At 71.7% G+C, this 24,245-nt stretch carries 22 protein-coding genes and 1 pseudogene; 7 read left to right on the top strand and 16 right to left on the bottom strand.

Annotated elements, in window-relative coordinates; genetic code table 11:
• A pseudogene (locus DMB42_RS42650) lies at window positions 1-189 on the bottom strand (transcriptional regulator); the annotation flags it as partial.
• Window positions 190-634: 445 nt separating this feature from the next.
• Here DMB42_RS42650 and DMB42_RS42655 point away from each other — a divergent pair.
• Together DMB42_RS42655 and DMB42_RS42660 are read left to right on the top strand one after the other, a co-directional pair.
• The gene (locus DMB42_RS42655) at window positions 635-1,057 is read left to right on the top strand and encodes an SH3 domain-containing protein (protein WP_125645132.1); all 423 of its coding nucleotides are present in this window, start codon (window positions 635-637) and stop codon (window positions 1,055-1,057) included.
• Window positions 1,045-2,052, top strand: a complete 1,008-nt coding sequence (locus tag DMB42_RS42660) for a teichoic acid biosynthesis protein C (protein WP_125645134.1) — start codon at window positions 1,045-1,047, stop codon at window positions 2,050-2,052. The genes DMB42_RS42655 and DMB42_RS42660 overlap by 13 nt, the downstream gene beginning before the upstream one ends.
• Window positions 2,053-2,073: 21 nt before the next feature.
• Here DMB42_RS42660 and DMB42_RS42665 read toward each other — a convergent pair whose 3' ends face one another.
• A complete protein-coding gene (locus tag DMB42_RS42665; protein ID WP_260478277.1) occupies window positions 2,074-3,309 on the bottom strand; it encodes an MFS transporter in 1,236 nt (411 codons plus the stop codon).
• 279 nt (window positions 3,310-3,588) lie between these two features.
• Between DMB42_RS42665 and DMB42_RS42670 the strand changes: the two genes are divergently transcribed.
• The 4 genes from DMB42_RS42670 (at window position 3,589) to DMB42_RS42685 (ending at window position 6,778) form a co-directional block, all read left to right on the top strand.
• Window positions 3,589-4,977 carry an MBL fold metallo-hydrolase gene (locus tag DMB42_RS42670; RefSeq protein WP_125645138.1) on the top strand — a complete coding sequence of 463 codons (1,389 nt, stop codon included), beginning with the start codon at window positions 3,589-3,591 and terminating at the stop codon, window positions 4,975-4,977.
• A 90-nt stretch (window positions 4,978-5,067) separates the two neighbouring features.
• A complete protein-coding gene (locus tag DMB42_RS42675) occupies window positions 5,068-5,646 on the top strand; it encodes a rhodanese-like domain-containing protein (RefSeq protein ID WP_125645140.1) in 579 nt (192 codons plus the stop codon).
• The gene (locus DMB42_RS42680) at window positions 5,643-6,524 is read left to right on the top strand and encodes a sulfite exporter TauE/SafE family protein (protein WP_125645142.1); all 882 of its coding nucleotides are present in this window, start codon (window positions 5,643-5,645) and stop codon (window positions 6,522-6,524) included. The genes DMB42_RS42675 and DMB42_RS42680 overlap by 4 nt, the downstream gene beginning before the upstream one ends.
• The gene (locus DMB42_RS42685; protein ID WP_125645144.1) at window positions 6,515-6,778 is read left to right on the top strand and encodes a metal-sensitive transcriptional regulator; all 264 of its coding nucleotides are present in this window, start codon (window positions 6,515-6,517) and stop codon (window positions 6,776-6,778) included. Before DMB42_RS42680 ends, DMB42_RS42685 begins: the two co-directional genes overlap by 10 nt.
• Before the next feature lie 7 nt (window positions 6,779-6,785).
• Here DMB42_RS42685 and aroH read toward each other — a convergent pair whose 3' ends face one another.
• From aroH to hppD, 11 genes are all read right to left on the bottom strand, one after another.
• Window positions 6,786-7,151 (bottom strand): chorismate mutase, encoded by a 366-nt coding sequence (gene aroH / locus DMB42_RS42690; protein ID WP_125645146.1) that lies wholly within the window; start codon window positions 7,149-7,151, stop codon window positions 6,786-6,788.
• Window positions 7,148-9,754, bottom strand: a complete 2,607-nt coding sequence (locus DMB42_RS42695) for an AAA family ATPase (RefSeq protein ID WP_260478278.1) — start codon at window positions 9,752-9,754, stop codon at window positions 7,148-7,150. Before DMB42_RS42695 ends, aroH begins: the two co-directional genes overlap by 4 nt.
• Window positions 9,755-9,848: 94 nt before the next feature.
• Window positions 9,849-10,646: a streptomycin biosynthesis protein gene (locus DMB42_RS42700; RefSeq protein WP_396985468.1), complete on the bottom strand. Its 798-nt coding sequence runs from the start codon at window positions 10,644-10,646 to the stop codon at window positions 9,849-9,851.
• Window positions 10,647-10,964: 318 nt separating this feature from the next.
• Window positions 10,965-11,213: a cold-shock protein gene (locus tag DMB42_RS42705; RefSeq protein WP_125645152.1), complete on the bottom strand. Its 249-nt coding sequence runs from the start codon at window positions 11,211-11,213 to the stop codon at window positions 10,965-10,967.
• 396 nt (window positions 11,214-11,609) lie between these two features.
• On the bottom strand, window positions 11,610-12,407 hold the full coding sequence (dpgD, locus tag DMB42_RS42710) for an enoyl-CoA-hydratase DpgD (RefSeq protein ID WP_125645154.1): 798 nt from the start codon (window positions 12,405-12,407) through the stop codon (window positions 11,610-11,612).
• The gene (gene dpgC, locus DMB42_RS42715; RefSeq protein WP_260478279.1) at window positions 12,404-13,720 is read right to left on the bottom strand and encodes a (3,5-dihydroxyphenyl)acetyl-CoA 1,2-dioxygenase DpgC; all 1,317 of its coding nucleotides are present in this window, start codon (window positions 13,718-13,720) and stop codon (window positions 12,404-12,406) included. The genes dpgD and dpgC overlap by 4 nt, the downstream gene beginning before the upstream one ends.
• Window positions 13,717-14,373 (bottom strand): enoyl-CoA-hydratase DpgB, encoded by a 657-nt coding sequence (dpgB, locus tag DMB42_RS42720; RefSeq protein WP_260478280.1) that lies wholly within the window; start codon window positions 14,371-14,373, stop codon window positions 13,717-13,719. Before dpgB ends, dpgC begins: the two co-directional genes overlap by 4 nt.
• An 11-nt stretch (window positions 14,374-14,384) precedes the next feature.
• A complete protein-coding gene (gene dpgA, locus DMB42_RS42725) occupies window positions 14,385-15,485 on the bottom strand; it encodes a 3,5-dihydroxyphenylacetyl-CoA synthase DpgA (RefSeq protein ID WP_125645157.1) in 1,101 nt (366 codons plus the stop codon).
• 163 nt (window positions 15,486-15,648) lie between these two features.
• Window positions 15,649-17,001: a cation:proton antiporter gene (locus tag DMB42_RS42730; protein WP_125645159.1), complete on the bottom strand. Its 1,353-nt coding sequence runs from the start codon at window positions 16,999-17,001 to the stop codon at window positions 15,649-15,651.
• Between the two features lie 99 nt (window positions 17,002-17,100).
• A complete protein-coding gene (locus tag DMB42_RS42735) occupies window positions 17,101-18,186 on the bottom strand; it encodes an alpha-hydroxy acid oxidase (RefSeq protein ID WP_125645161.1) in 1,086 nt (361 codons plus the stop codon).
• Window positions 18,183-19,262, bottom strand: a complete 1,080-nt coding sequence (hppD, locus tag DMB42_RS42740; protein WP_125645163.1) for a 4-hydroxyphenylpyruvate dioxygenase — start codon at window positions 19,260-19,262, stop codon at window positions 18,183-18,185. Before hppD ends, DMB42_RS42735 begins: the two co-directional genes overlap by 4 nt.
• 228 nt (window positions 19,263-19,490) lie before the next feature.
• Here hppD and DMB42_RS42745 point away from each other — a divergent pair, with 228 nt between their 5' ends.
• Window positions 19,491-20,744, top strand: coding sequence for a PLP-dependent aminotransferase family protein (locus DMB42_RS42745; RefSeq protein ID WP_260478281.1), 1,254 nt, complete (start codon window positions 19,491-19,493; stop codon window positions 20,742-20,744).
• A gap of 86 nt (window positions 20,745-20,830) precedes the next feature.
• Here DMB42_RS42745 and DMB42_RS42750 read toward each other — a convergent pair whose 3' ends face one another.
• The 3 genes from DMB42_RS42750 to DMB42_RS42760 all read right to left on the bottom strand — a co-directional run bounded on the left by DMB42_RS42750 (window position 20,831) and on the right by DMB42_RS42760 (window position 24,164).
• Entirely contained in the window at window positions 20,831-21,340 is a 510-nt protein-coding gene (locus tag DMB42_RS42750) for a thioesterase family protein (RefSeq protein WP_260478282.1), read from the bottom strand.
• Window positions 21,341-21,473: 133 nt separating this feature from the next.
• Window positions 21,474-22,289: a daptide-type RiPP biosynthesis methyltransferase gene (gene mpaM / locus DMB42_RS42755; RefSeq protein WP_125645167.1), complete on the bottom strand. Its 816-nt coding sequence runs from the start codon at window positions 22,287-22,289 to the stop codon at window positions 21,474-21,476.
• A gap of 282 nt (window positions 22,290-22,571) precedes the next feature.
• Window positions 22,572-24,164, bottom strand: a complete 1,593-nt coding sequence (locus DMB42_RS42760; RefSeq protein ID WP_125645169.1) for an MBL fold metallo-hydrolase — start codon at window positions 24,162-24,164, stop codon at window positions 22,572-22,574.
• Window positions 24,165-24,245 lie beyond the last annotated feature (81 nt).

Genomic DNA, 24,245 nt, shown 5'->3' on the forward strand with positions numbered 1-24,245 from the left:
GCCGTCCAGCAGGGCGACCAGCAGCTTCAGCCGGTTCTGGTCGGACAGCAGGCCGAAGACGTCGGCCGTGTCGGCCAGGTCCTCGGCGGCGGGCATGCGCTCGTGCACGGCGGCGACCCGGTCGGCGGCGACCACCTTGACGGTACAACCGTCGACGGCCAACACATTCTCGCCTGAAGAGCTGTTCATATGTGTATTGTGTCGTTGATGTGGCAAATGTCAATGAGCGCGCCGGGCGGACGGCACGGTCACGCCGGACATGGCCGTGCCCATGCCGTGCCGAGGGGCCTCGATCCGGCCGCCGAGGCTGCCGCGCAGGCGCTGCGCCCTTGTCGGTGACGAAGGTGACGATGACGTAGCGGCCGGCGGCGGCCGTACAGGCGGCCTGCCGCAGTTCGGCGGCGTCCACCTGGATGGCCGGCGGGCAGCCGATCGTCGTCGCGATCTCCTCCAGGCTCAGCGCGCGGGTCGCGGGCACGGGCGGGGCGCCCGCCGGGCCCTGTCGTGGCGAGGTACGCACGCCGGACGAACAAGGTTCGACGCACGCGGGCAGACCCATCTGAACATATGTACAGATGTTTGAGCCAGTGCGTGGTCGGGGAGTAACAATCTGTCGCCTCTTCAGGAGGTCTCGATGAATCCCAGATTTCTGCGCCCGATCGTGCTGGTCGCCGCCCTTGTCACGATCTCGCCTCCCGCCGCGCCGCCCGCCCTGGCCCGACGAACGGCCCCCGTCCCAACCGTCTCCCTGCTGGTCGCCGCCAGGACGCACGCGCAGGGGCGGGTGACGGCCGGTCGTGCCGCGCTGGCCGTACGGGTCGGGCCCGGGGCCGGATTCGCCGTCATCCGCCGATGCCCGCCCGGCAGCCTCGTGGACCTCGCCCGCGAGGTGCGCGGCGGCCGCGTCCACGGCGATCCGCGCTGGTACCGCCTCGCCGACGGGCCCGGGTTCGTCCCGGCCTATTACGTCCTCAGCGGCACCCGCCTCCCCGGGGCGCGTACGGACGCCGTCCCCGCGAAGGCCGTCACCGCCGGGAAGACCTCATGGCGCCGCTGAGCCGCCGCGACGCGCTGCGTCTCGGCGCGACCGCCGCGCTCGCCGCCGCGATGCCCCTCTCGCCACCCCCCGCCGTGGCGGTGTCGTCCGGGACCGACGCCCAGAGCCTGGACACCGCCGGACGCGTCCTGCTCCGGGGCGGACGCCTCCTGCACAGCACCGTTCTGCAGTCCTTCGCCTTCGACGAGCGGAACGGGCACCTGTACGCGCTGCAGCTCATGCAGGGCGGCGTACGCCTGGACACCGAACGCAGCGCCCGCACCCACGCCCAACGGGCCCGGCGCGGCGACCTGTGCCTGAACCGGCTGACCCTGGACGGCGTCCTCAACGGCACGATGTACCTGCTGGGCTTCGGCCACGGCGGCGCCCTGGGCGTGCAGCGGACCGCGGGCGGCGACACCGTGGTGTGGACCGAGTGGGACGCCAGCCCGGCCTCGGGGTACGGCCGCGGCATCTGCCGGTTCCCCTTCGTCGACGGCGCCGTCCTGACCTCCGGCACCCGCGGCCTGACCGTCTACCGGCCGCTGCCCGGCTCGACCAGCAACGCCCCCACCGTCGATCCCGGCACCGGCCGGTTGCTGCTGCGCTACAAGCTCGCGGGCACGCCCCGCCTCCGGCTCCTGGACACGGGCCGCCTGGCCGCCGGCGACCTCCGCCCGCTCGCCGACCTGCCGCAGCCGGGCGCCGGCCTCGGGCTGCCGTTCCAGGGCATGGCCCTGCGCGGGGACCACGCCTACCAGCTCCTCGGCAGCGCGTACGGGCCCGCCAACCCCAGGAGTTCGCGCGGGAACATCCGCCTGTACCGCCTGCACCTGCCCAGCGGGAAGGTGGAGCAGCACTTCCTGGACGCCACCGCCAGGGATCTCGTGCCCCGCGAACCCGAAGGGCTCGCCGTGCTCGTGTCGCCCGGTGCCGGTCCTCTGTTGTGCATGGGCCTGACCCGGGGGCCCGTACGCGACAAGTCCTTCTCCCTCTACGCCCGGCCCGTCGCCTGAGCGCCCGGTCCGGCGTCCGCGTCAGGCGATCCAGCGGGCGGCGAGCAGGCCGGAGGCGGCGGTGAGGACGGCGGCGGCGACGACCGTGGCGTCGAGGCCGAGCGCGTCGGCGAGGACGCCGGCGACGAGGGCCCCGGCGGCGTAGCCGATGTCGCGCCAGAAGCGGTAGGCGCCCAGCGCGTTGGCCCGCCAGGCGGGGTGGGCGTGGTCGGAGACGGCGGCGATGAGGGCGGGGTAGACCATGGCGGTGCCGAGCCCGAGGGCGACCGCGGACAGGATCCCGGCGAGCAAGGGGCTGTCCAGCAGGACGAGGGCGAGGACGAGCCCGGCGGCCTGGACGAGCATGCCGGTGACGATGAGCGGTTTGCGGCCGAGGCGGTCGGCGAGGTGGCCTGCCGGGATCTGGCCGAGGCCCCACAGGAGCGGGTACAGGCCCTTGATCAGGCCGACGGCGGCCAGGCCGAGGCCGTGGTCGGTGAACAGGAGGGGGAAGACGCCCCAGGTGAGGCCGTCGTTCAGGTTGTTGACGAGCCCCGCCTGGCTGACGCCGCGCAACGACCGGTCGCGCCAGGACGTACGGGCGAACGCGGCCGCCAATCCCACACGCTCGCCGGCGGGCGGCGGGTGCCGTTCGAGCTCCAGGGCCACGTGGGCGGCGGTGTCGCGGACCACCAGAGCCAGGGCCAGACCGGCCGCGACGAAGACGGCGCCGACGAGTTCGGGGACGGGACGCAACCCGTAACCGGTGGCGAGGTAGCCGGTGAGCAGGGCGGTGGCGCCGACGGCGGTGTACCCGGCGGCCTCGTTGAGGCCTGTGGCCAGGCCGCGCCGGGCGGGCCCGACGAGGTCGATCTTCATGTTGACCGTCATCGACCAGGTCAGGCCCTGGTTGAGGCCGAGCAGCACGTTGGCCGCCACGATCCACCCCCAGGAGGGCGCCCAGGCCAGCGCGAACGGGACGGGGACGCCGATCAGCCAGCCGGCGACGAGGAGCTGCCTGCGGCGGAACCGGGCGGTCAGGGCTCCGGCGGCCAGGTTGGTGAGCGCCTTGGTGAGGCCGAAGGCGACGATGAAGGAGAAGACGGCGAGGTCGCTGGTCAGGCCGAAGGTCTCGGTGCCGATGAGCGGGACCGTGGTGCGTTCCAGGCCGACCAGGCCGCCGACGGCGACGTTGACGACGACCAGCAGGGAGAACTGGAGCCGGTTCTCCCGGAGCCCGAGGCGTACGGGCGGGGCGGACGCGGGGGTGGTCTTCACGGGCGGGTGTTCCTTCGTGCCTGAAGCGAGGTCGTGGGGGCGGCGTCCTGAGCGAGAGGGGACGTATGACCAGGTCACCATACCCCCCCAGGTATTCTGATGGGGACCCACGGGATACCTGGGGGGGTATTTGACAGGTTCCTCCAGAACAACCTACTGTCGGGTACGTAGATACCCGAGGGGGTATCGCAGCCGGGGCCGCCCACGGCGCGCCGTCCGTATCCGGGCCCCTCTCGCCCCTCCTGGGGGCGCGTTTCCGCACGAAGGAAAGGGACTGCTGTGTTCTTCACCCAGTACTACCTGGACTGTCTCTCGCAGGCGTCGTACATGATCGCCGACGAGCGGACCGGCCGGGCGGTGGTCGTCGACCCCCGCCGGGACGTCTCCGAGTACCTGGCCGACGCCCGCGCGCACGGCTTCACCGTCGTGGGCGTCGTCAACACCCACTTCCACGCCGACTTCGTCGCCGGTCACCTGGAGATGGCCGACAACACCGGCGCCTGGATCGGCTACGGCCGGCGCGCCGAGACCGAGTACCCGATCCGCAAGCTCGCCGACGGTGAGCGGATCTCCCTCGGGGACGTCACCCTGGAGATCATGGAGACGCCCGGGCACACCCCGGAGTCGATCAGCGTCCTGGTCTACGAACGGGCCGGGGACCCGGTCCCGTACGGGGTGCTGACCGGCGACGCGCTGTTCATCGGGGACGTCGGCCGCCCTGACCTGCTCGCCTCCGTCGGCGTGACCTCCGGGGAACTGGGCGCGATGTTGTACGACAGCGTGCAGAACAAGCTCATGGGCCTGGCCGACGAGGTGCGGGTCTTCCCCGCGCACGGCGCCGGCTCCGCCTGCGGCAAGAACCTCTCGACCGAGCGGCAGTCGACCATCGGCGAGCAGCGGGCCACCAACTACGCCTGCGCGCCGATGGACCGGGACACGTTCGTCGCGCTCGTCACCGCCGGACAGCCGGCCGCGCCCGGCTACTTCGCCTACGACGCCGAGCTCAACCGCAAGGACCGGGCCCGCTACGACGCCTCGGCGGCCCCGCGCCCGCTGGCCCTCGCCGAGTTCACCGGGCTGCGGGCCGCCGGGACGGTCGTGGTGGACGCCCGCGACCCGCAGGACTTCGCCGCCGGACACCTGCGCGGCGCGGTGAACGTGCCCGCCGACGGGCGCTTCGCCGAACAGGCGGGCACCGTGCTCGACCCGGCCGCCGAGCTGGTCGTCCTGGCGCCGCAGGACCGGGAGGAGGAGGTCGTCACCCGCCTCGCCCGGATCGGCTTCGACCGCGTCGCGGGCTACCTGCGCAACCCCGAGGACGCGCTGCGGAGGCTCGCCGACGAGGTCGCCCCGGCCAGCCGCCTGACCGCCGCGCAACTGCGCGCCGCCCTCGCCGGTGACACCCCGCCCGTCGTCGTGGACGTCCGCACCGACGGCGAGCGCGAGGCGAACGGGTTCATCGGCTCGGCCGTGCACATCCCCCTGAGCGAGCTGCCCGCGCGCAGCGGCGAGCTGCCCGCCGACCGGCCGCTGGTCCTGCACTGCGCGGGCGGCCACCGGTCCTCCATCGCGGCGAGCCTGCTGCGCCACCGCGGCTTCCGGGACGTCTCCGACGTCCTCGGCGGTTACGCCGCCTGGGCCCTGTCGGCGGCCCCGGCCGCCGCCTGACCGACTCCCCACTCCCGCCCCCGCCCTGCCCGCAGGGGCTCCGCACGATACCCCCCTGGGTATTTTTCTACCATCGAAATGGAATCTCGCATGAGCACCACTCCCTCCCTGTCCCTCTCCCCCGCCGTACTGCATCGGCTCGTCCAGGAGGGGCGGGCGCCGCGCCTGCTCGACGTGCGCACGCCCGCCGAGTTCCGTACGGTGCACATCCCGGGCTCGTACAACGTGCCGCTGGCGACCCTGCGCGAGCACCGGGCCGAGCTGACGGCCCACCTCGACGAGGACGTCGTGCTCGTCTGCCGTTCCGGGGCCCGCGGCGCCCAGGCCGAGCAGGCCCTCGCCGAGGCCGGCCTGCCGAACCTGCGTGTCCTGGAGGGCGGCGTCGTCGCCTGGGAGGCCGCCGGCGCGCCGGTCGAGCGGGGGCCCGAGCGGTGGGACATGGAACGCCAGGTCCGGCTCGTGGCGGGCTCGATCGTCCTGGTCACCGGCCTCGTCGGGGTGTTCGTGCCCGGCGCGCACCTGATCGGCACCGCGATCGGCGCCGGCCTGACGTACGCGGCCGTCAGCAACTCCTGTGCCATGGGCGTCCTGCTGTCGAGGCTGCCGTACAACCGCGGGCCGCGTCCCGACATCCGCACGGTGATCGCGGAGCTGCGGAGCACCTCGTGACCGCTCTGGTCGTCGCGGCGTCCCTGCTCGTCGGCGTCAGCCTGGGCGTGCTCGGCGGCGGCGGCTCGATCCTGACGGTGCCGATCCTGGTCTACCTGGCCGGGCAGGGCACCAAGGAGGCCATCGCCACCTCGCTGTTCGTGGTCGGCGTCACCAGCCTGGCCGCGCTGGTCCCGCACGCGCGGGCCCGGCGGATCCGCTGGCGCACCGGGCTGCTGTTCGGCGCGTTCAGCATGGCCGGGGCGTACGGCGGCGGCCGGCTGGCCGAGTACGTCCCTGGCACGGTCCTGCTCATCGCCTTCGCCCTGATGATGCTGGCCACGGCGGTCGCGATGCTCCGCGGGCCCCGGCGCGCCCGCGAGCGGGCACGGCCCGCCGACCTGCCCCTGAAGCACATCGCGGTGGAGGGCCTGGTCGTCGGCGCGGTGACCGGGCTGGTCGGCTCGGGCGGCGGTTTCCTCGTCGTCCCGGCCCTGGCCCTGCTCGGCGGGCTGCCGATGGGCGTCGCGGTCGGCACCTCGCTGCTCGTCATCGCGATGAAGTCCTTCGCCGGGCTCGCCGGGCACCTGGCGGGCGTGGCGATCGACTGGCCTCTCGCCGTGACCGTGACGGCCGCCGCGGTGGTCGGCAGCCTGGCCGGCGGCCGGCTCGCGGGCCGCATCCCGCAGGACGCGCTGCGCACGGCGTTCGGCTGGTTCGTCGTCGTCATGGGCGTCTTCGTGCTCGTCCAGCAGCTCGACGCCGCCGTCTGGACGCATCCGGTCACGTGGGCGGGGGTGGGGGCCGTACTGGCCGCGGCGGTCGCCGCCCGGTGGCGGGCCGCGAGGTCGGCCCGCGCGCACGCGCCGACGACGACACCGGGCTCGCCATGCGGATAGACGACGACTCGACGCGACCTGTCCTGAACCGCCTGCGACGGGCCCAGGGGCAGCTCGCCGCCGTGATCGCGATGGTGGAGTCGGGCCGCGACTGCAAGGACGTCGTGACCCAGCTCGCCGCCGTCTCCCGGGCCCTGGACCGGGCCGGGTTCACGATCGTGGCGAGCGGGATGCGTCAGTGCCTCACAGGCGGCCCGGACGGCCCGCCGATGACACAGGAGGAGCTGGAGAAGCTCTTCCTGACCCTCGCCTGATCCGTGCTCATGGAACGACGTCCGGCCGCAACGCCGCCGCGCCGCGCAGGTAGACGTGCCGGATCGCGGAACGCGGGCGTCCGGTCTCGACGTGGGCCAGCAGCCGGACCACCCGGGGCAGCGCCCCCGGCACGGCGATCTCGGTCGCGCAGAGCAGCGGCACGTCGTGGAAGCCGAGCTTGCGCGCCGCCACGGCGGGGAACTCGGCGGTGAGGTCGGGCGTCGCCGTGAAGATCACGCTGATCACGTCGTCCGTCGTCAGCCCGTTGCGGTCCATCGTCTCGGCGACCAGCTCCATCGTCGCCTCGACGATCGCCGCCCGCTCGTCGGCGTCCACCTGGACGGCGCCCGCGACGGCCCGGACCCGCCTCACAACTCCACGGCCTCACGTGGCTCGCGGTCGGCCCTGGTCTCCGCCTTCTTCACGCCGTCGATGGCGAACAGGTCGCCCAGGTCTCCGCGGGCCTGCACGTTGAGCTTGCGGTAAATCCGGGTGAGATGTTGCTCGACCGTGCTGCGCGTGATGTAGAGCGCCTCGGCGATCTCCCGGTTGGTCTGCCCGCGCGCGGCGAGCACGGCCACGCGCCGTTCCGCGCCGGTCAGCGGGGCCACCTCCTCGCCGTGGTCGTGCTCCGCGGACAACATCCTGAGCAGCGGCTCGGCGTGGCATTCTCGGGCCAGCGTCTGCGCGCGGACGCGGTAGGAGCGGGCCTCGTCCTTGCCGCCGTACAGCCGGTGGTGACCGGCGAGGGCGGCGAGGGTCCGGGCCAGCTCGTAGCGGTCCTGGGCGGCTTCGAGCGCGGCCAGGGAGCGCGCCAGCAACCGCTGGCGCCGGCCCGGCTCGCTCACCCGGGCGAGCAGGCGCAGGGCGCTCCCGGTCGTCCGCAGGTCGCCGAGCGGGTTGTCGACGAGCTGGGCGGTCACCAGTTCGGCCGCCCTGCGGTGCCACCCCAGCCGCCGCGGCGCGCAGGCCGCGCCGAGGCGCCAGGTGAACATGTGGGACAGAGCGGCCCCCCATCGCTGGACCGCCTGCCCGCAGGCCTGGAATCCGGCGAAGGCGGCGCGCGGCTTCTCCGTGACGAGCAGGTAATACGCCCTGGCCATCTCGTAGCCGATGCCGAAGACGGTCCCCGCCATCTCGCGGGGCACCGGCACCCCCAGCGTCGCCTTCGCCTCGTCGAGGCGGCCCATCGCGATCTGGGCGTGCAGCAGCGTGCCGAGCGGCACACCGATCGCGATGCCCCACCCGCGCGGTTCCAGCGTGGTCAGCGCCTCCTGGGCCTGCGTGGCGGCCAGCACCAGGTCTCCCCGTCGGCGTGCCGTCTCCGCCCCGATGGCGGTGATGATCGCCTTCCAGGTCGGGGCGTTCGTCACCCTGGGCTCCTTGAGGAGGGAGTCGCAGGAGGAGGCGGCCATGTCCAGCACCCCGGCGAGCAGCAGGACCATCAGCGCCGACACGATGCCGTCCATCGCCTCGTCGGTCGGCTCCGACAGCCGCAGGGTGCGCCGCGCGTCCTCGACCGCCTGCTCCTTCGTACGGCCGGTGAACGGGGGCAGCCGGTCGAGCAGTGCCGGGTGGATGTGGCACATCCGGATCAGCTGGGTGTCGATGTCCTCGTCGGCGTTCGAGCGCAGCCGGCCGATCAGCTCCCCGGCGTCGGCGACGCGGCCGTGCCAGAGAAGCTGCCGGAACACCTCGACCGCGGCCGGTCCGCGTAACGCGCCCGAGCGCGCGGCGTCGAGCAGGTCGGGCAGATGGTACGCCGCCGCCGCCGGATTGACGCGCCACTCCGCCGCGGCCAGCATCACCTTCATGTCCAGCCAGCCGGGTTGCCCCCGGCCGAACTCCAGGGCGAGCCGCAGGTATCTCCACGCCGCGACGGGGCTGCCCTCGCGCAACGCCTGGCGTCCGGCCTCGACGAGCACGCCGAAGGCCCACTCCTCACCCGACCAGCCCGCCTCCAGCAGGTACGCGGCCACGGTCGACGGCGGGCTCCCCTGCCGGTGCAGGATCTTCGCGGTGCGCAGGAGCAGTTCCTCCCGGCCGTAGGAGGCCATGCGCCCGAGCACCGACAGGCGGCCCGTCTCGTGCCGGAAACGCCCTCCGGTCAGCAGCCCGGCGCGCTCCAGCGTCCCCATCGAGCGGTCGGCGGCGGCCGGGCCGACTCCCGCGAGCTCGCCCACCGCGTCCGGCGTGGCGTGCTCGTCCAGCACGGCCACCGCCTCCGCGACCCGGATGGCCTCCGGCTCGCAACCGTGGACGCAGCCGGTCACCGCGCTCACGAAGCAGTCGCCGGCCACGAGTCCGAGTGCGCCGGCCTCCTGGTCGTCGATGAGCGCCCGTACCAGCAGCGGGCTGCCGCCGCTGAAGCGGTGAAGGTCGTCGGCGACCTGTCCGGCCACCTCGGCGCCCAGATGTTCGACGGCGAGCCGCCGTACCGCCGACCGGGACAGGAGCGGCAGCTCGACCAGCCGGATGCCCGGCACGCGCAGCACGGTCTCGGCGACGTGGGCGTGCCGGACCGGCAGCCGGTCCGGGCAGACGGTGACGGCGATCATCATCCCGGCGGTGGCCAGCCGCGGCGCGACGGCCAGGATGGCCCGCAGGGACGAGTCGTCGGCGAGGTCCACGTTGTCGATGGTCAGGAGGATCGGGTGTTCCACGGTCATGCCGAGCAGGGAGGCGCAGACCTCCTCGACCGCGTCGCTCCCTCCGTGGGCGGTCAGCCGTTCCGCGGCCCCCCGGCCGAGGATCTGGTCGGCGACCCCCCAGTCCAGCGTGCGCTCCGCCGGTGTGCATCCGGCGCGGACGAGCCGGACCCCCGCCGCGGCGGACCTCGCGCCCAGTTCGTCCAGGACGGCGGTCTTCCCGCCGGCCACAGGGCCCGTGATGACGGCCATTCCACCGCGGCCGGCCGCGGTGGAATGGAGCATTTCGGTTAAAATCTCCAGTTCACGATCTCGCCCGTGCAGCACCCTTTACCTTTCCCCCGAGAGTTCCCCTGACGTGGCGATGGTCGGTGTGCCCGATTTTGTTACGGTCTCCGTTCGTCCATCATGCGCTACGCGATCATCCCGCCGCCAGATCGGTCGTCCGCTTCTCCAGGCGATCGGCGAATTCCGCCCAGACCTGGGCGTGGTCCCTGGCGAACCCGGCGACCACGCTGCCCCAATGCGGCGGGACACCGTGCAGGATCCGTGCCCACTCCCGTCTGTCGATGGAGTGCATGGAGAGCATCCGCAACAGGATCCGGCCGGTCTCGGTCAGCCGCAGCGCGGGATCGGCCTTGAGCCGTTCCAGCACGGCGAGCCGGTTCCGGTCCACGGCGCCGCCGAAGTCGGGCTCCGCCCAGCGCAGCGGTTGCGGCTTGGCCGGTGTCTTCCTGCTTCCGTCCGGGATCAGGCTCTCGCCGCGTTCCAGCCGTCCCCGTACGTCCCGGACCGTCTCCGGGGAGATGCCCGCCTGCCTGGCGACCTGCCGGAGCGACAACCCCGGGTCGCCGCGGATGAGCTCGGCCGCCAGCCGCCTCCCCTCCGAACCGTCGACCGGACGGATGCGCCCGTCCCGCCCGATCCTGGCCTCGCCTCCCCCTTCTCCCGCACGTCTGCGCAGGTCGGCCACCGTGCCTGCGGAGATGCCGGTCGCCGAGGCCACTCTCCGATCGGACCACTGCGGATGCGTCCCGATGATCTGGACCGCCGCGCGCTTGCGATCGGCGAGCGAGAGCGGCAGACCGTGCCGTACGTTCGCCTCGACGGCCAGGACGAACGCGTCCGACTCGGTGCCGTCGACGAACCTCACCGCGATTTTCGTGTCGCCCCTGACTCGTGCCACCGTCAACCGGTGCAGGCCGTCGATCACCCGCATGGTCGGTCGGTGAACGAGAATGGGGGGCAGCTCCCCTTGTGCCGACAACAGTCTCTCGACGTGTTCCGGATCCTCGCCCGAAGTGCGGGGCGAGCACACGGAAGACAGCCGGGACAGCTCGATTTCGACGACCGGGAGAGCGACTATGTCAACTCTCGTCGGATCCACCTAGCCTCCGTTGGATTTCCCATCACCTGGGAAAGCCGGGCGTTCAGATGTCAACCCAGCCGTGCTTCTTGGCAAATTCGACCATTTCCCGCCGCGCCCGCGGCGGCTGGTCCCCGGTCAGGCCCGGAGCCTCCTCCAGCAGGAGCTCCGTCAGCTCGCCCGACGATTCCGAGCGCGCGAGGATGCCGTCCGTCCGCGCTTCGCCGGCTCTCTGCGCGGCGTGGAATTCATGGTCATCGTTTGTTTTTGCACCCCGTGCAGACGGACCGTGTACGCCTGCCTGTCCCTGTCCCCGTCGAACACCGATGTGTGCAGGAATACGTCTCCCCCGCCGCCGTCCGGCGCGACGAACCCGTAGCCGTGCACCGCATCGAATTGCAGAACGCTTCCCGTTAGCATTCCAACCACTCCGATGTTCGGTTTTTAGGCCGTTCTAGGGGATATTAATTGGGGGTAACATCCCTCAACCACCCCCTATTCTGGACAAACCCCCCCCTACTTTCGGTGGCCACCGCCTGTCAGGAGCCCCCGGGATCCCGGCGGCGAGAGCCCCCGAGAGCATCCCTGACCAGGTCGCCGACGCGCGTCTCCCCTGCTCGGCCCGGAGGCCCGCCGGAGGTTCGCGGGCGGGATCCCCTCTCGACGATGATCTTGATTCCGGCCATGACCAAAAGCGGGCCGGCAATGACCGCAACCCGCCGAAGGCTGTTCGCACCAGCCGCTTGCGCGGCATTTCATGAGGGTTGCTCAATTAGCTGGGAAAAGCGCTTTCCCCGGAAAAGTCGTCGCCGGCCGCTAGCGGCCCGTCCAGACGGGATCCCGTTTCTCGGTGAAGGCCCGTACGCCCTCGGTCGCGTCCGCGCTCCGCCGGCGACGTTCCTCCCACCCGTACGACGTGCTGAACGCCTCCTCCAGCGGGAGGTCGAGCGAGCGCAGCGCGGCCTCCTTGACGGCGCGGACCGAGAGCGGCGCGGCACGCACGAGACCGTCGGTCCAGCCCGCGACGCACCGGTCCAGCTCGTCCACCGGCACGACCTCGTTCACCAGCCCGTGGCGGAGGGCCGTCGCCGCGTCCATCCGGCGGCCGGTCAGCAGGTGACCCATCGCCACCTTCAGCGGCAGTTGCCGCGGCAGCCGGAACACGCCGCCCGCCCCCGGGATCAGCCCGAGCCGGACCTCCGGCAGGCCGAACACCGCCTCCTCGGAGGCGATGGCGATGTCGCAGGCCAGCATCAGCTCGAACCCGCCGCCCAGCGCGTAACCGTGCACCCGGGCGACCACCGGCTTGGACAGCGTGAACCGGTCGGTCAGCCGCGGATGGCCCGGCTGGCCCCGGCTGCCGAACGTCGAGGCCCCCGCGCCCGCCTCGTCCAGCCGCGCGCGTTCCTTGAGGTCCTGGCCGACGGAGAACGCGCGGGTCCCCGCGCCGGTCAGCACCACGGCCCTGACGTCGTCGTCGGCCTCGACGTCGTCCCAGACCTCGGCGAGCTCCTCGTGCATGCGCCGGTCCATCGCGTTCAGCACGCCGGGCCGGTTCATCGTCACGTGGGCGACGTGGTGCTTCTTCTCGTACCGGACGCGGGCCTCGGTCACGCCGGCCCCGCCCCGAACCGGCCGACCTTGCCGATCACGTCCGCGCCGTAGATGCGCAGCGCCTGCTGCAACGCGAACTCGGCCATGTACCGGCCGAACCCCTCGGGCGGCTCCTCGGCCAGGTTCACCATGCGCCGGTTGGCCAGTACCGCGTCCCCGTCGAGGCGGGCCAGCACGGCCTCGATCGCCGCGTCCATCCCCTCCGGCGGGACGACCTCGTCGACGAGCGTCCGGGCGTCCGGCTCGTCCGCCCGGAGCTGACGGCCGCCGAGGATCACCTGCCGGGCCACGCGGGGCCCGGTGAAGCGGGTGAGCCGGTAGTTCGCCGCCCCGGGGATGATGCCCTCCTTCGCCGCGGGCAGGCTGATGTAGGAGTCGGACGCCGCCAGCACGTGGTCGAAGACCAGGAGGAGCTGGGCCCCGCCGCCGATGGCGAAGGAGTCGACGGCCGCCATCCAGGGTTTGTCGATCAGCCGCGAACGCCACGAGCCGTCCGTGAACACCCCGCGAACGATCTTGTTGAGGTAACCCAGCTCCCGCCGCAACAGGAAATCGACGAGGGGGATGTCGCCCGAGCTCAGCTTCTTGAGGTTGACGCCCGCGCAGAACACCCGGCGCCCCCGGTACCGGGGATGGCTCATCTCCCCGCCGCGTACCAGCCCCATCCGTACGGACGGGTCGAGCAGCGCCAGATCGACCGCGGTCTCCATGTCCTCGACCTGCTGGGCGTCCTCGGCGTTCAGGCAGTCGTCCCGGCACAGGGTCAGGTAGGCGACCCCGTCCCGGCGTTCCAGCCGGACCGCCTCCATGCGCACGACCCCGGACGCGGCGAACTCCGGCAGCAGCCGAAGGGCCCTGGGGGTGGGCCGGAGCATGGCGTCGAGCAGGTGCGGACCGGCCTTCGGGGCACGCAGGATCCCGCGCAGGAAGATGCCCTGATCGATCTCGCGCCCTTCCTTGTCCGCCTGCTTACGCGAACGCTCGTCCGCCATCTGCTCATCCGTGGGCACCAGCCCGGGACAGGCGGTGGCGGCGGCCCAGACGAGTTCGTCGATGCGCAGGTACCGGGTCCGGCCGGCGGTGAGCTCGTCGTAGATCTCCTCGGCGTGCGCCTCCATGTAGTGCGTGCGCAGCGCCCTGATCCCGTCCAGCGCCGTGGACGCGGCCTCGTGCTGCGCGGCGTCCCGGGCGGGCGGGGCCGGCAGCCCGGCGAGCAGGTCGTCGGCGCGCCGGGCCGCCTCCGCCAGGACCCGGCGGTCGGACGGCGGCCCCTGCGGCGGGGTCGCGGGAAGGGTCGCGGAGTGCGTCGTCACGACACCGCCTCCCAGCGCAGGGCCCGGTCCGCCGCGGCGAGGTGGGCGCCGAGCGCGTCCTCGAAGGTGGTCGACCCGGCCTCGAACATGAGCTGGCGGCGGATCGCCATCTCCGTCCCGTCCAGGGCGCCGGCCGCCTCGGCCAGCCCGGCCAGCGTCGCCGCCGGGTCCTCCGACACCTCGTCGACCAGGTTGAGCGCGAGCGCGCGGTGGGCCTCGATCGGGGCTCCGAGCAGCACGGCCCGCCGGATGCCGGCCGTGCCGGCCTGCCGGGTGAGCCGGTAGACGGTCATCCCCGGCCAGGTGCCCCCGCCGACCAGGGACAGCAGCAACCGGGTGCCCGGGGCGACGATCCGGACGTCGGCGGCGAGGAGGACGTCCAGCGCCGGCCCGGCGCAGTCGCCCGAACCCGCCGCGACCGTGAGCCGGCCGAGCCGTTCGAACCGGCGTACCGCGCGTTCCCATTTGGAGACCAGGCCGACCGTCAGGTCCTTCGACCAGCCGTCGGCCGGCACACCCGTGACCCGGACGGTGACCGGCCCGGATTCCCGGCGATCCTCGGCGCGGTCGCACAGGTCGTTCAGCTCCTCGACCGGCAGCGGCCGGATGCCCTCGAGACGCAGTGTCAGTCCGCCGTTCAGCTCGCCGTTCATCTCCGCGTTCCTCACCATCTGATCAGCGCCATTTCGATCGTGGAGCCGGGCCCCATGGTCATGAGCACGCCGTGGTCCCCGGACCGGGCCACGCCCTCCTCGGCGAGTCGCTCGTAGGAGAAGAGGAAGGAACCGCTGGACAGGTTCCCGTAGTCGCGCAGCACACCCGTGGTGTGGCGTACGTCGTGCCGGCTCAGGCCGAGGTTGACGACGACGGCGTCGATCACCTTCTTGCCGCCGGAGTGCACCAGCCAGTGGCCGATGTCGCTGCGGCGCAGCCCGGTGCCGGACAGCAGCCTGTCGACGACGATCTCGGCGTGCGCGCCGACCACGTACGGGATCTGCGGGTCGAGGAAGAAGCTGAACCGTTCCTGGTCGCGGTCCCAGTCGTAGCGCATCGCCTCGATCGCGTCGGTGATGACGTAGCTCGCGAACTTCAGGACCCGCGGGCCGGGCACGTCCCCGTCGCCGGAGACGACGGCGAGGGCGGCGGCGCCGTCGCCGAACAGGCTGTTGACCACGGCGGTGCGCATGGTGCCGTCCAGGGCGTAGGCGGCCGAGCACGCCTCGGCGCACAGGACGACGCCGAGCTCGCCCGGATGCGCGGCGGACCAGCCCGCGACCAGATTGAGGGCGTTCAGGCCGGCGTTGCAGCCCATGCCCACGATGTCCGAACGGCTGCAGTGGGGGTCGATGCCCAGCTCACGGATGATCAGCGCGCTCAGCCCGGGGGTCAGGAAGCCGGTCGAGGTGACGCAGCACAGGTGACGCAGGTCGGACAGGGTCGCGCCCGCCGACTTCAGGCACGACTCCAGCGCCCGGCAGCCCATGTCGACGGCGATCTTCTTGTGTTTGTCCAGGAGGTCGCCCTGCGGTTCCGCCACGCGCCCCCCGCCGGGGTCCTCGGGCGGAAGCGTGAGGAAACGCCGATCGATCGCGCTGTTCAGGAAGATCGATCGGATCCTGGGGTCCTCGACGTCGAGGATGTCGAGCAGTTCGGGCTGCGAGTACGACGTGGCCGACACGGCGGTCCCCACGCCGGCGAACCTGGTGATCTCGGCCGGTCCGGTGACGGCGGCCAGTTCCTCGTCCGGTGCGATGCTGATCGTCATCGATACATCCACCCCCATGTCCTGAGCTTGCTACGGAGTACCTGCTTGACCTGTGACGCGGCCATCGGTCTCACCTTTCGCGGGTCATGGCGAACATCGTGAAGGTAGCTTCGGCCGATCTCGGCGGTCCAGATCGTCCAATGCCCTTGGCTGCCGGGTGCGTTCAGCGGATCTGCTCGTTGCGGCCCGTGGCCGCCGGGTGCGTGGTCCACGCCTGGTGCTGGGACTCGCGTACCTGCTCCTCGGCGGTCTGCTCCACGCGCGACATCGCGAACCGCAGGATCGGCGGGGCCATCAGCGAGGTGACGATCGCGACGAGGATCACGATCGTGTAGACCTCCACGCTGAGAATGCCCAGCCGCAGGCCGACCATGGCCACGACGACCTCGATGACTCCCCGCGCGTTCAGCCCGGCGCCGAGCGCCAGCCCTTCCCACCTGTTCAGGCCGCTCAGCCGCGCGCCGGCGTACGCTCCGGCGAACTTGCCGACGACGGCGAGGGCGAGCACCGCGAGCCCGGCGAGCAGCACCTCGGGACGGGCCAGCGCGGTCAGGTCCATCCGCAGCCCGGCCGTGGCGAAGAAGATCGGCGCGAAACCCGACAGGACGACGGTGCGCAGGGGGGCGATCCTGGCCGGGTCCACGTTGCCCGCGGTGCCGATCAGGATGCCGCAGAGGAACGCCCCGAAGACCGCCTCCAGGCCGAGGGCGTGCGTGCCGGCCCCGGCGAGCAGGATCAGGACGGCGACGGCGGCGACGGTGAGCCCGGGGTCGTCGGACCTGCCGGCGATCCGCAGCGCGCCCCGGACCAGCGGACGGCCGAGGGTGAGCGCGAAGGCGACGATGGCGACCAGGTAGGCGAGCGAGGTGAGCACGGTGCCGGTGGACACCGCGTCGACCGCCATCGCGCTGACGATCGACAACATGAACCAGCCGAACGCGTCGTCGAGCATGCCTGCGGTGAGCGTGAGCTGCCCGACGTTGCGGTGCAGCAGTTTCATGTCGATGAGGGTCTTGGCGATGACCGGGATGGCGCTGACGCACATCGCCACGCCGAGGAACAGCGCGAACACGGTGATGTCGGTGCCGTCCGGAACCAGCGCCTTCGGCAGGACGTACCCCGCGCCGATCCCCAGGCCGGGCGGGATGACCAGGCCGCCGGCGCTGACCCCGGCGGCGGTGACGCCGCGCCGCCGGACCAGCCCCATGTCCATGTGCATGCCGGTGAGGCCGACCAGCAGCAGCACGCCGATCTGGCCGACGGCGTCGAGCAGGTGGTACTGCTCGGGAACGGCCGGGAACAGCCATCCGTGCAGTCCCGGCGCGGCCCAGGCCAGGAACGACGGGCCGAGCACCGCCCCGACGAACAACTCGCCGACGACCGCGGGCATGCCGAACCGGCCGGCCAGCCGGCCGAGGGCGACGGCGAGCAGGAGGAGCAGGCCGACCTGGAGCAGGAAGATCAGCAGGTTGTGGGCGGCGATCGGCGCGATCGGCGCGGCGAGCGAGACAGACATCGTCCTCCTTCGGGGGGAAAGATCCGCCACAGGCACACCCGATGGCCGGGCCTGCCGCGCAGGGTCATCGGGAGCCCGCCGTGGATCGCGTACGGGGCGTCAGCCGCACCGGACGCCCTCGTGCCTCCTGGTGCTCAGCAGGCGGGCCGCGGCCGGCGAGTCGCAGCCCGCCAGGCCCAGCGCGTCCCGGAGTTCGGCGGCGAGCAGGTCGAGGACCTGCCGGGCGCCGTCCTGGCCCGCCGCGGCCAGCCCCCACATCAGGGGCCGCCCGACCAGCACGGCCGACGCGCCCAGGGCGACCGCCTTGAGGATGTCCCCACCGCTGCGGATCCCGCCGTCCACCATTACCTCGCAACCGTCGGGGACCGCGGCGGCGATCTCGCCCAGCATCTCGATCCCGGGCACGGCTCCGTCCAACTGACGGCCTCCGTGGTTGGACAACACGATCCCGTCTGCGCCCGCCTCGGCGGCCCGGCGGGCGTCCTCGACGGCGAGCACGCCTTTGAGCACCACCGGCAGGTCCGTACGCGCGCGGACCGCCGCCACGGACTCCCAGGTGGCCGGGGCGAACTCGCGCGCGGTGTGGTCCGCCACGGCCGAGACCCCTCGGGCCCGGCGGTGCGCGGCCCCTCCGGCGGCGAAGTTGGCCGCCGTGACCTGCTCCGGCAGCGCGAAGCCGTTGCGCATGTCCCGCAGCCGCCGTCCCATCCAGGGCACGTCCACGGTGAACACGACGGCCTCGCACCCGGCGTCCTCCGCGCGGCGTACGAGCTCCAGGCAGCGTCTCTCGTCGCGCAGCCAGTAGAGCTGGAACCACGGCCGGCCGCCGACCGCCGCGACCTCCTCCAGCGGGACGCTGCTCAGGGTGCAGATCACGTACGGCACGCCGGCGTCCCGGGCCGCGCGGGCCGCCGCGAGCTCGCCCTCCGGATGGAACAGCCGCTGGTAGGCGACCGGCGCGACCGCCATCGGCAGCGCGGCCCGCCGGCCCAGGACCTCGGCCCCGGTGCCGCCCGCGGCCACGTCGCGCAGCACCCGGGGGACCACGAAGACGCGCTCGAGCGCGGTGCGGTTGGCCGCCAGGGACGCCTCGGAGCCGCTGCCCCCGGCGAGGAAGTCCCAGATCTCGCCGGGGAGGACGTCCCGGGCGGCCCGTTCGAGGTCGGCCAGGCAGACGTGCGTCATCGCCGGGCGGGGCCGAGCTCGCTCTGCCCGGTCCGTTCCAGTTCCACGGCCTCGTACAGGGCCTTGATGTTGGAGCTGCCGAAGGTCTCCGCCCCCTGCCGCTCGATGATCTCGAAGAAGAGGGTGCGGCGCGGATGGGTGGAGGCGGTGAAGATCTGGAACATCTGGCCGCCGTGGTCCTCGTCGGCGAGCAGGTTCGTCGCCCGCAGGTCGTCCAGGGTGTGCGTCCGCAGCGTGATCCGTTCACCGAGCAGGTCGTAGTAGGTCGCCGGGGTCTTCAGGAACTCCACCCCGCGCCGGGACAGCTCCCGTACGGTACGGACCGCGTCGTCGCTGTTGAAGGCGATGTGCTGGACGCCCGGCCCGTGGTGGTCCTTGACGAACTCGTCGATCTGGCCGGGGTCGGCGCGCCGGTCGGGTTCGAGCAGGGTCAGGGTGACCGCTCCCGACGCGTCCTGCACGACGGTGGAGTTCATGGCCTGAGCGCCGACCACGATGTGCTCCTCGAAGATCTGCCGGAAGCCGAGCGCCCGCTCGTAGTACGCGACCGTGGGGCCGAGGTCGCCCGCGTCCACGCAGACCGCGAAGTGATCGATCCCGAGCAGGTCCACGTCTCCCGGGTCGTGGTCGTCGGCGGCCGGCGCGGCGGTGAAGCCCGGGGGCAGCCCCGCGGGCGGCCCGTCACGCTGGACGAGGGTGTGCACGACGTCGCCGAAACCGCCGATGGTGGCCGTGACGACCGGCCCGTACGCCTCCTCGTGCCGCTCCGGCTCGCGGACGGGTTCGGCTCCCGCACGTACCGCGGCCTCGAAGGCGGCGGCCACGTCCGAGGTGCGCAGCGCGATGTCGGCGACGCCGTCGCCGTGCGTCTGGAGGTAGGCCGCCGCCGGATGGCGGTCCGACGTGGGTTCGGCGAGGACCAGGGTCATCGGCCCCTGCCGCAGCGCGATGCTCCGGTGCTCCGCCGATCCGCCCGACCCGGCCACGGCGAAGGCATATTTGTCCACCCAGCCGAACGCGGCCACCTCGAGATTTCCCACATACATTTCCACATAGTCGATCCCGAAATCCTGCATGGTCGATCTTGGAGTCAAGATATGCCTCCGTGAAATAGCCTCGATGCCTGTCCACAGAATTGTCGCCGGGCCGATTTCGCGTCAACGGTTTCGAATTTGACACCCCGGGGCCGCGGCGGATTCAACCCCGGCCCGGCCGTCCGGACAACCCCACGGAACTTGACACCTCGACGGCGTACCGAAATCCTGGGAATCATGGACTCAAACGTGCTGTCCACTCAATTAAGCATGGAAACGCTGCACGGCTCGCTCACCGATCCCGCCATCGCGTCGATGAACCTGCTGAACGAGGTGACCGACAGATATCCCGATGCCATTTCCATGGCGGCCGGCCGCCCGTACGAGGAGTTTTTCGACGTACGTCTCGTCCACGACTACATCGAGGCCTTCTGCGACCATCTCCGGCACGACCGGAAGCTGGACGAGGCGGCGGTCACCCGCACGCTCTTCCAGTACGGCACCACGAAGGGCGTCATCACCGACCTCGTCGCCCGCAACCTCGCCGAGGACGAGAACATCGACGCCGCCCCCGAGTCCGTGGTCGTCACCGTGGGCTTCCAGGAGGGCATCTTCCTGGTGCTCCGCGCGCTGCGGGCGGGCGAACGGGACATCCTGCTCGCCCCCGCCCCGACCTACGTCGGCCTGACGGGGGCGGCGCTGCTCACCGACACGCCCGTGTGGCCGGTCCGGTCCACCGAGCACGGTATCGACCTCGACGACCTGGTCCACCAGCTGAAACGCGCGCGGGATCAGGGCATGCGGGTCCGGGCCTGCTACGTGACGCCCAACTTCGCCAACCCCACCGGCACCAGCATGGACCCGCCCGCCCGCCACCGCCTCCTGGAGGTCGCCGCGGCCCACGGCATCCTGCTCCTGGAGGACAACGCGTACGGGCTCTTCGGGCAGGACCGGCTGCCGACGCTGAAGGCCCTCGACCGGTCGGCGACCGTGGTCTACCTCGGCTCCTTCGCCAAGAGCGGCATGCCCGGCGCCCGGGTCGGCTACGTCGTGGCGGACCAGCACATCGACGAGGGCGGCCTGCTCGCCGACCAGCTCTCGAAGCTCAAGGGCATGCTCACGGTGAACACCTCGCCCATCGCCCAGGCGGTGATCGCCGGAAAGCTGCTGCTCAACGACTTCAGCCTGGCCAAGGCCAACGCCCGGGAGACAGCCGTCTACCAGCGCAACCTCCGCCTCGCGCTGGGCGAGCTCGACAGCCGGCTCGGCGCCTGCCCCGGCGTCACCTGGAACGCGCCGACGGGCGGCTTCTTCATCACCGTCACGGTCCCCTTCGTCGTGGACGACGCCTTGCTGGAACGCGCCGCCCGCGACCACGGCGTGCTGTTCACCCCGATGCATCACTTCTATGGCGGCAAGGGCGGGTTCAACCAGATCCGGCTGTCGATCAGCCTGCTGACGCCGGAACTGATCGTGGAGGGTGTCTCCCGGCTCGCCGAGCTCGTCACCGCGCGTCTCCCCTGACCCGGGCCGCCCCTTCTCGACTGTGGCCGCGGCGCGGGAACACTTTCCGGCCGCGGCCCCCGTCCTCCTCCCGGACGGCGACCGTGTCAGGGCAGGTAGAGAGCCAGGAACGCGCGTTCGTGCACGGTGAAGCGCCGCGGCTTGGCGGTCTGCGGGTCGAAGGCCACGACCGTGGAGCATGCCTCGGCGAACACCTCCTCGTCCGAACGGATCTCCGCGGCCAGCTCGCAGCTGACCCGGTTGACCTTGGTCACCCACGACTCGATCCGTACGGACCCGTGCCGGAACCTGAGCGGCCTGCGGTAGTCGACCTCGTGCCGCGCGATCACCGCCCCCACCGTCGGCAGGCCGTGGCGGTCCGCCGGCGGTTCGCCCGCGTAGTCGAGGTAGTCGAGGAAGAGGGCGATCCGGGCGTCCTCCAGGTACTCCAGGAAGCGCACGTTGTTGACGTGGCCGTGGGCGTCGATGTCGGAGAAGCGGACCTGACGGTGGTAGATGTGCCGCCTGGGGGTGTGCCGCGCCTCGATCGGCCGGGCGGGGGCCGTGAGCTGGTTGACGGCCTCGGTCATCAGACTCTTGATCGCGTGGGTGTCCATGCTGCTCCCGGTCGTTGGCGTGAAGGTCCTCGGCCCCTTTCCCGGCCCTCGTGCTCAGCCGGAGGCTTCCCGGGTCACCGGCCCGGCCGCCGGCGCCCGCCTCCGGCCGCGGCGGGAGCACGGAGGGGGCCGCTCACGAGGGACGCGCCGCCTCCAGCAGGAACACGTCGTTGTGGCGGGCCCCGGCGAACGCGAGCGGGGTCCGCGCGATCACCTCGAATCCGGCCTGTTCGAGCTCCCTGGCGATCAGGTCCACCTGGAGAAGCCTGATGCGGGTCGTGCAGACGACGAACGGATCCGCCGTCTCGTCGGCGGGGCAGATGGTGAGTTCGCGCACCTCATCCGCCGCGGACAACCTCTCGTGCAGCACGTACGGCCGCCCGCTCATGCCCGAGACCTCTTGGAAACGCTCCACCGACTTGGCCTTGGCGGCGTCCGAGTCGGCCATGGTGAGCAGGAGCCGCCCGCCGGGCTCCAGGTGCTCACGGACGCACGCGTACAGGCCGGGTCTGTCGGCGCCGTCCAGGAGCGTGATCGACTGGTCGAGCACCACCACGTCGAAGCGCCGGTCCAGTGTGAAGGCGCTCATGTCGCCCTGGACCAGGGTGCACAGGTCGCGAAGGCGCGCCGGAGCGTCGTCCAACCGCCTGCGGAGAATGGCGAGCATCGCGGGCGACAGCTCAAGGGCGGTCACCTTCCTGCCGAGGGCCAGGAGCGGGAACGTGAGCCGGCCCGACCCGGCGGCGAGCTCCAGAATCGGCCCGGATCCGGCGGGAATGCGAGTGGTGAATTCCCGTGCCTGCGAGGTGCCGCCCTGCATCAAGTCGTGATAAATATCGGCGGCTTCCTCGTCATAGATGTCGCACAGAACGCCTCTTTCGCCCGCCGCGGCCAGCAGAACGTCCGCGCGGGCGGTCCACGCCGAGCCGCGCGCTATTTGATCACTCATAAGACCAAACTACTTCGCGGGTATCTCTCTCCGCCACGGCCGGTAAATGGACGACGCCCCGAAATTCCCCGTGCTCTCGTCCGGGCGCGGACCGTACACCCGGAGCCGGGCATCCCTGGCGGTTTCCGTACGGCACGCCGAATTCGATGCCACGAATACTCCTTGCCCTTGTTGGCGGGCTGCTGGAATTCGCGACTTCGAGTGCGATGTTTTAAACCAGGGCACCGGCTCGGCGTGGACGCCCGCGGCGGCCGGTCGGCGGTCGCGTCTCAGGGGTGCGGCTCAGGGCTGCGACCAGTGCCATTCGTGCTGGTCGAGCAGGTGGCCGGACTTCACGCCCTTGTTCGAGCACCACTCCTCGAACTCGGCGATCTGCTGGAGCTGGTAGGAGTCCTCGTTGTAGCTGGTGGCCATGACGTGGCCGAGCCAGCTCTCCTCGCCCATGGCGTAGACGTACACCTCTTCGGCGCCCAGCTCGGTGACGATCGCGCTCGCCTGTTCCGCGTTGGAGCCGGACATCTTGCGGCTGTCGCTCATCTTCTTCGGGATCGGGTTGGTGAGGAGCGGCTGGTACTGCCAGTTCAGCGGGGCGCCGTCGCACTCCATGCCGAGGAAGGCGATGTCGACCGTGCCGAGATGCCGGCGGACGTAGCGATAGAGCATCGGGTCGAGGCCGGAGGAGTCCGCGCCCACGTAGATCGACTTCCCGCCGAGGCTGATCCAGTACGTCGCCTTGGCGCGGATGTCGAGATCGGCGTGCTCACCGAAGAACGGAGTCGCGACGATCTTCCCGCCGGGGAACGTGATCTCGTCGAAGTCGTCCACCTCGACGGCGGGCAGCCCGAAGCTCTTGAGGTAGAGCGCCAGCGAGGGGTCGCACAGGTTGCCGCGCGAGGTTCGCGGCACCACGAACGTGCCCACCCGGCCGCGCAGTTGCAGCAGGGTCTCGGGCACGAGATGGTCGGAATGCCCGTGGGTGATGAGCACGTAGTCGAGGTGGTCGGGCAGGTCGTTGTAGGTGTACCGGCCGGTCGCGCCGGTGTCCGCGCTGATGAACGGATCCGTCATGACGGACACCTCCGGCGTCTGCATGAGCAGGCAGGCGTGCCCCCAGTAACGGATCCGGGCCCCGGCCGCGACGTGGCGGTCGGCGGCGAGCGCCGGCTCCGGGACCAGCAGGCCGGAGAGCCGGGCCGCCTCCGCGTCGCCGAGCTCCAGGGCCTCACGCAGCGCGGCCGGCGTGGTGGGCCGGATCCTGGACAGGAAGAGCTCCTCCAGGCCCGGGTGCCGGAACGGGATGGGCAGTTCGAGCACGTCGGGCGAGGACAGCCGCGGGGTGCTCATCACGAAGGGCCGTTCGATCCCCGTCTCCACCGAGAGCTGCACCGACTGGCGCTCCTCGGCGTACGCCTTGCTCTTGTAGACCAGCGGCTCCTGGAAGTGCAGCGAGGCTTCGTTGTTGGTGTCGTAGGCGATCTCCACCAGGCCCGACAGCTCGGGGGGCAGCTTCGGGTAGAGCGGCCTGAGGTCGTAACCGGTCGCGCCCTCCCGGACGATCTTCTCGGCCTCGGCGATCGCCTCGGCGAACCGGATCAGGTCCGCACGGTCCCGCCGGATGGCGGCGAGCAGCGCCTCGACCTCGTCCTTCCGACGCTCCTCGACGCCGACGAAGAATCCGCCGCGGAACTTCGGGTTACGGCTGCCCGAGTAATGCAGGTCCGGGGCCAGCAGATAAGAGTCCAGCAGCGGAATCTGGCGGAAAGCGAGATTCATGGTGGCCGGCACAGGAGCCGTCATGTACAGCGAGGCGTAAAAGCTGTCCACCAAAGGCTCGACAATGGCGTTGGGCCGGAGAAAGAGGCGTTCCTCGGTCACTTCCGCTCCTCACGATCGAATGACTGCTGCCACCACGATCGCAGTCGTCCCGAATCGTGTCCAACGTCCAGGATGACGCCC

It is taken from the genome of Nonomuraea sp. WAC 01424, assembly GCF_003947315.1.
In the GTDB taxonomy this organism is placed as follows: Bacteria; Actinomycetota; Actinomycetes; order Streptosporangiales; family Streptosporangiaceae; genus Nonomuraea; species Nonomuraea spiralis.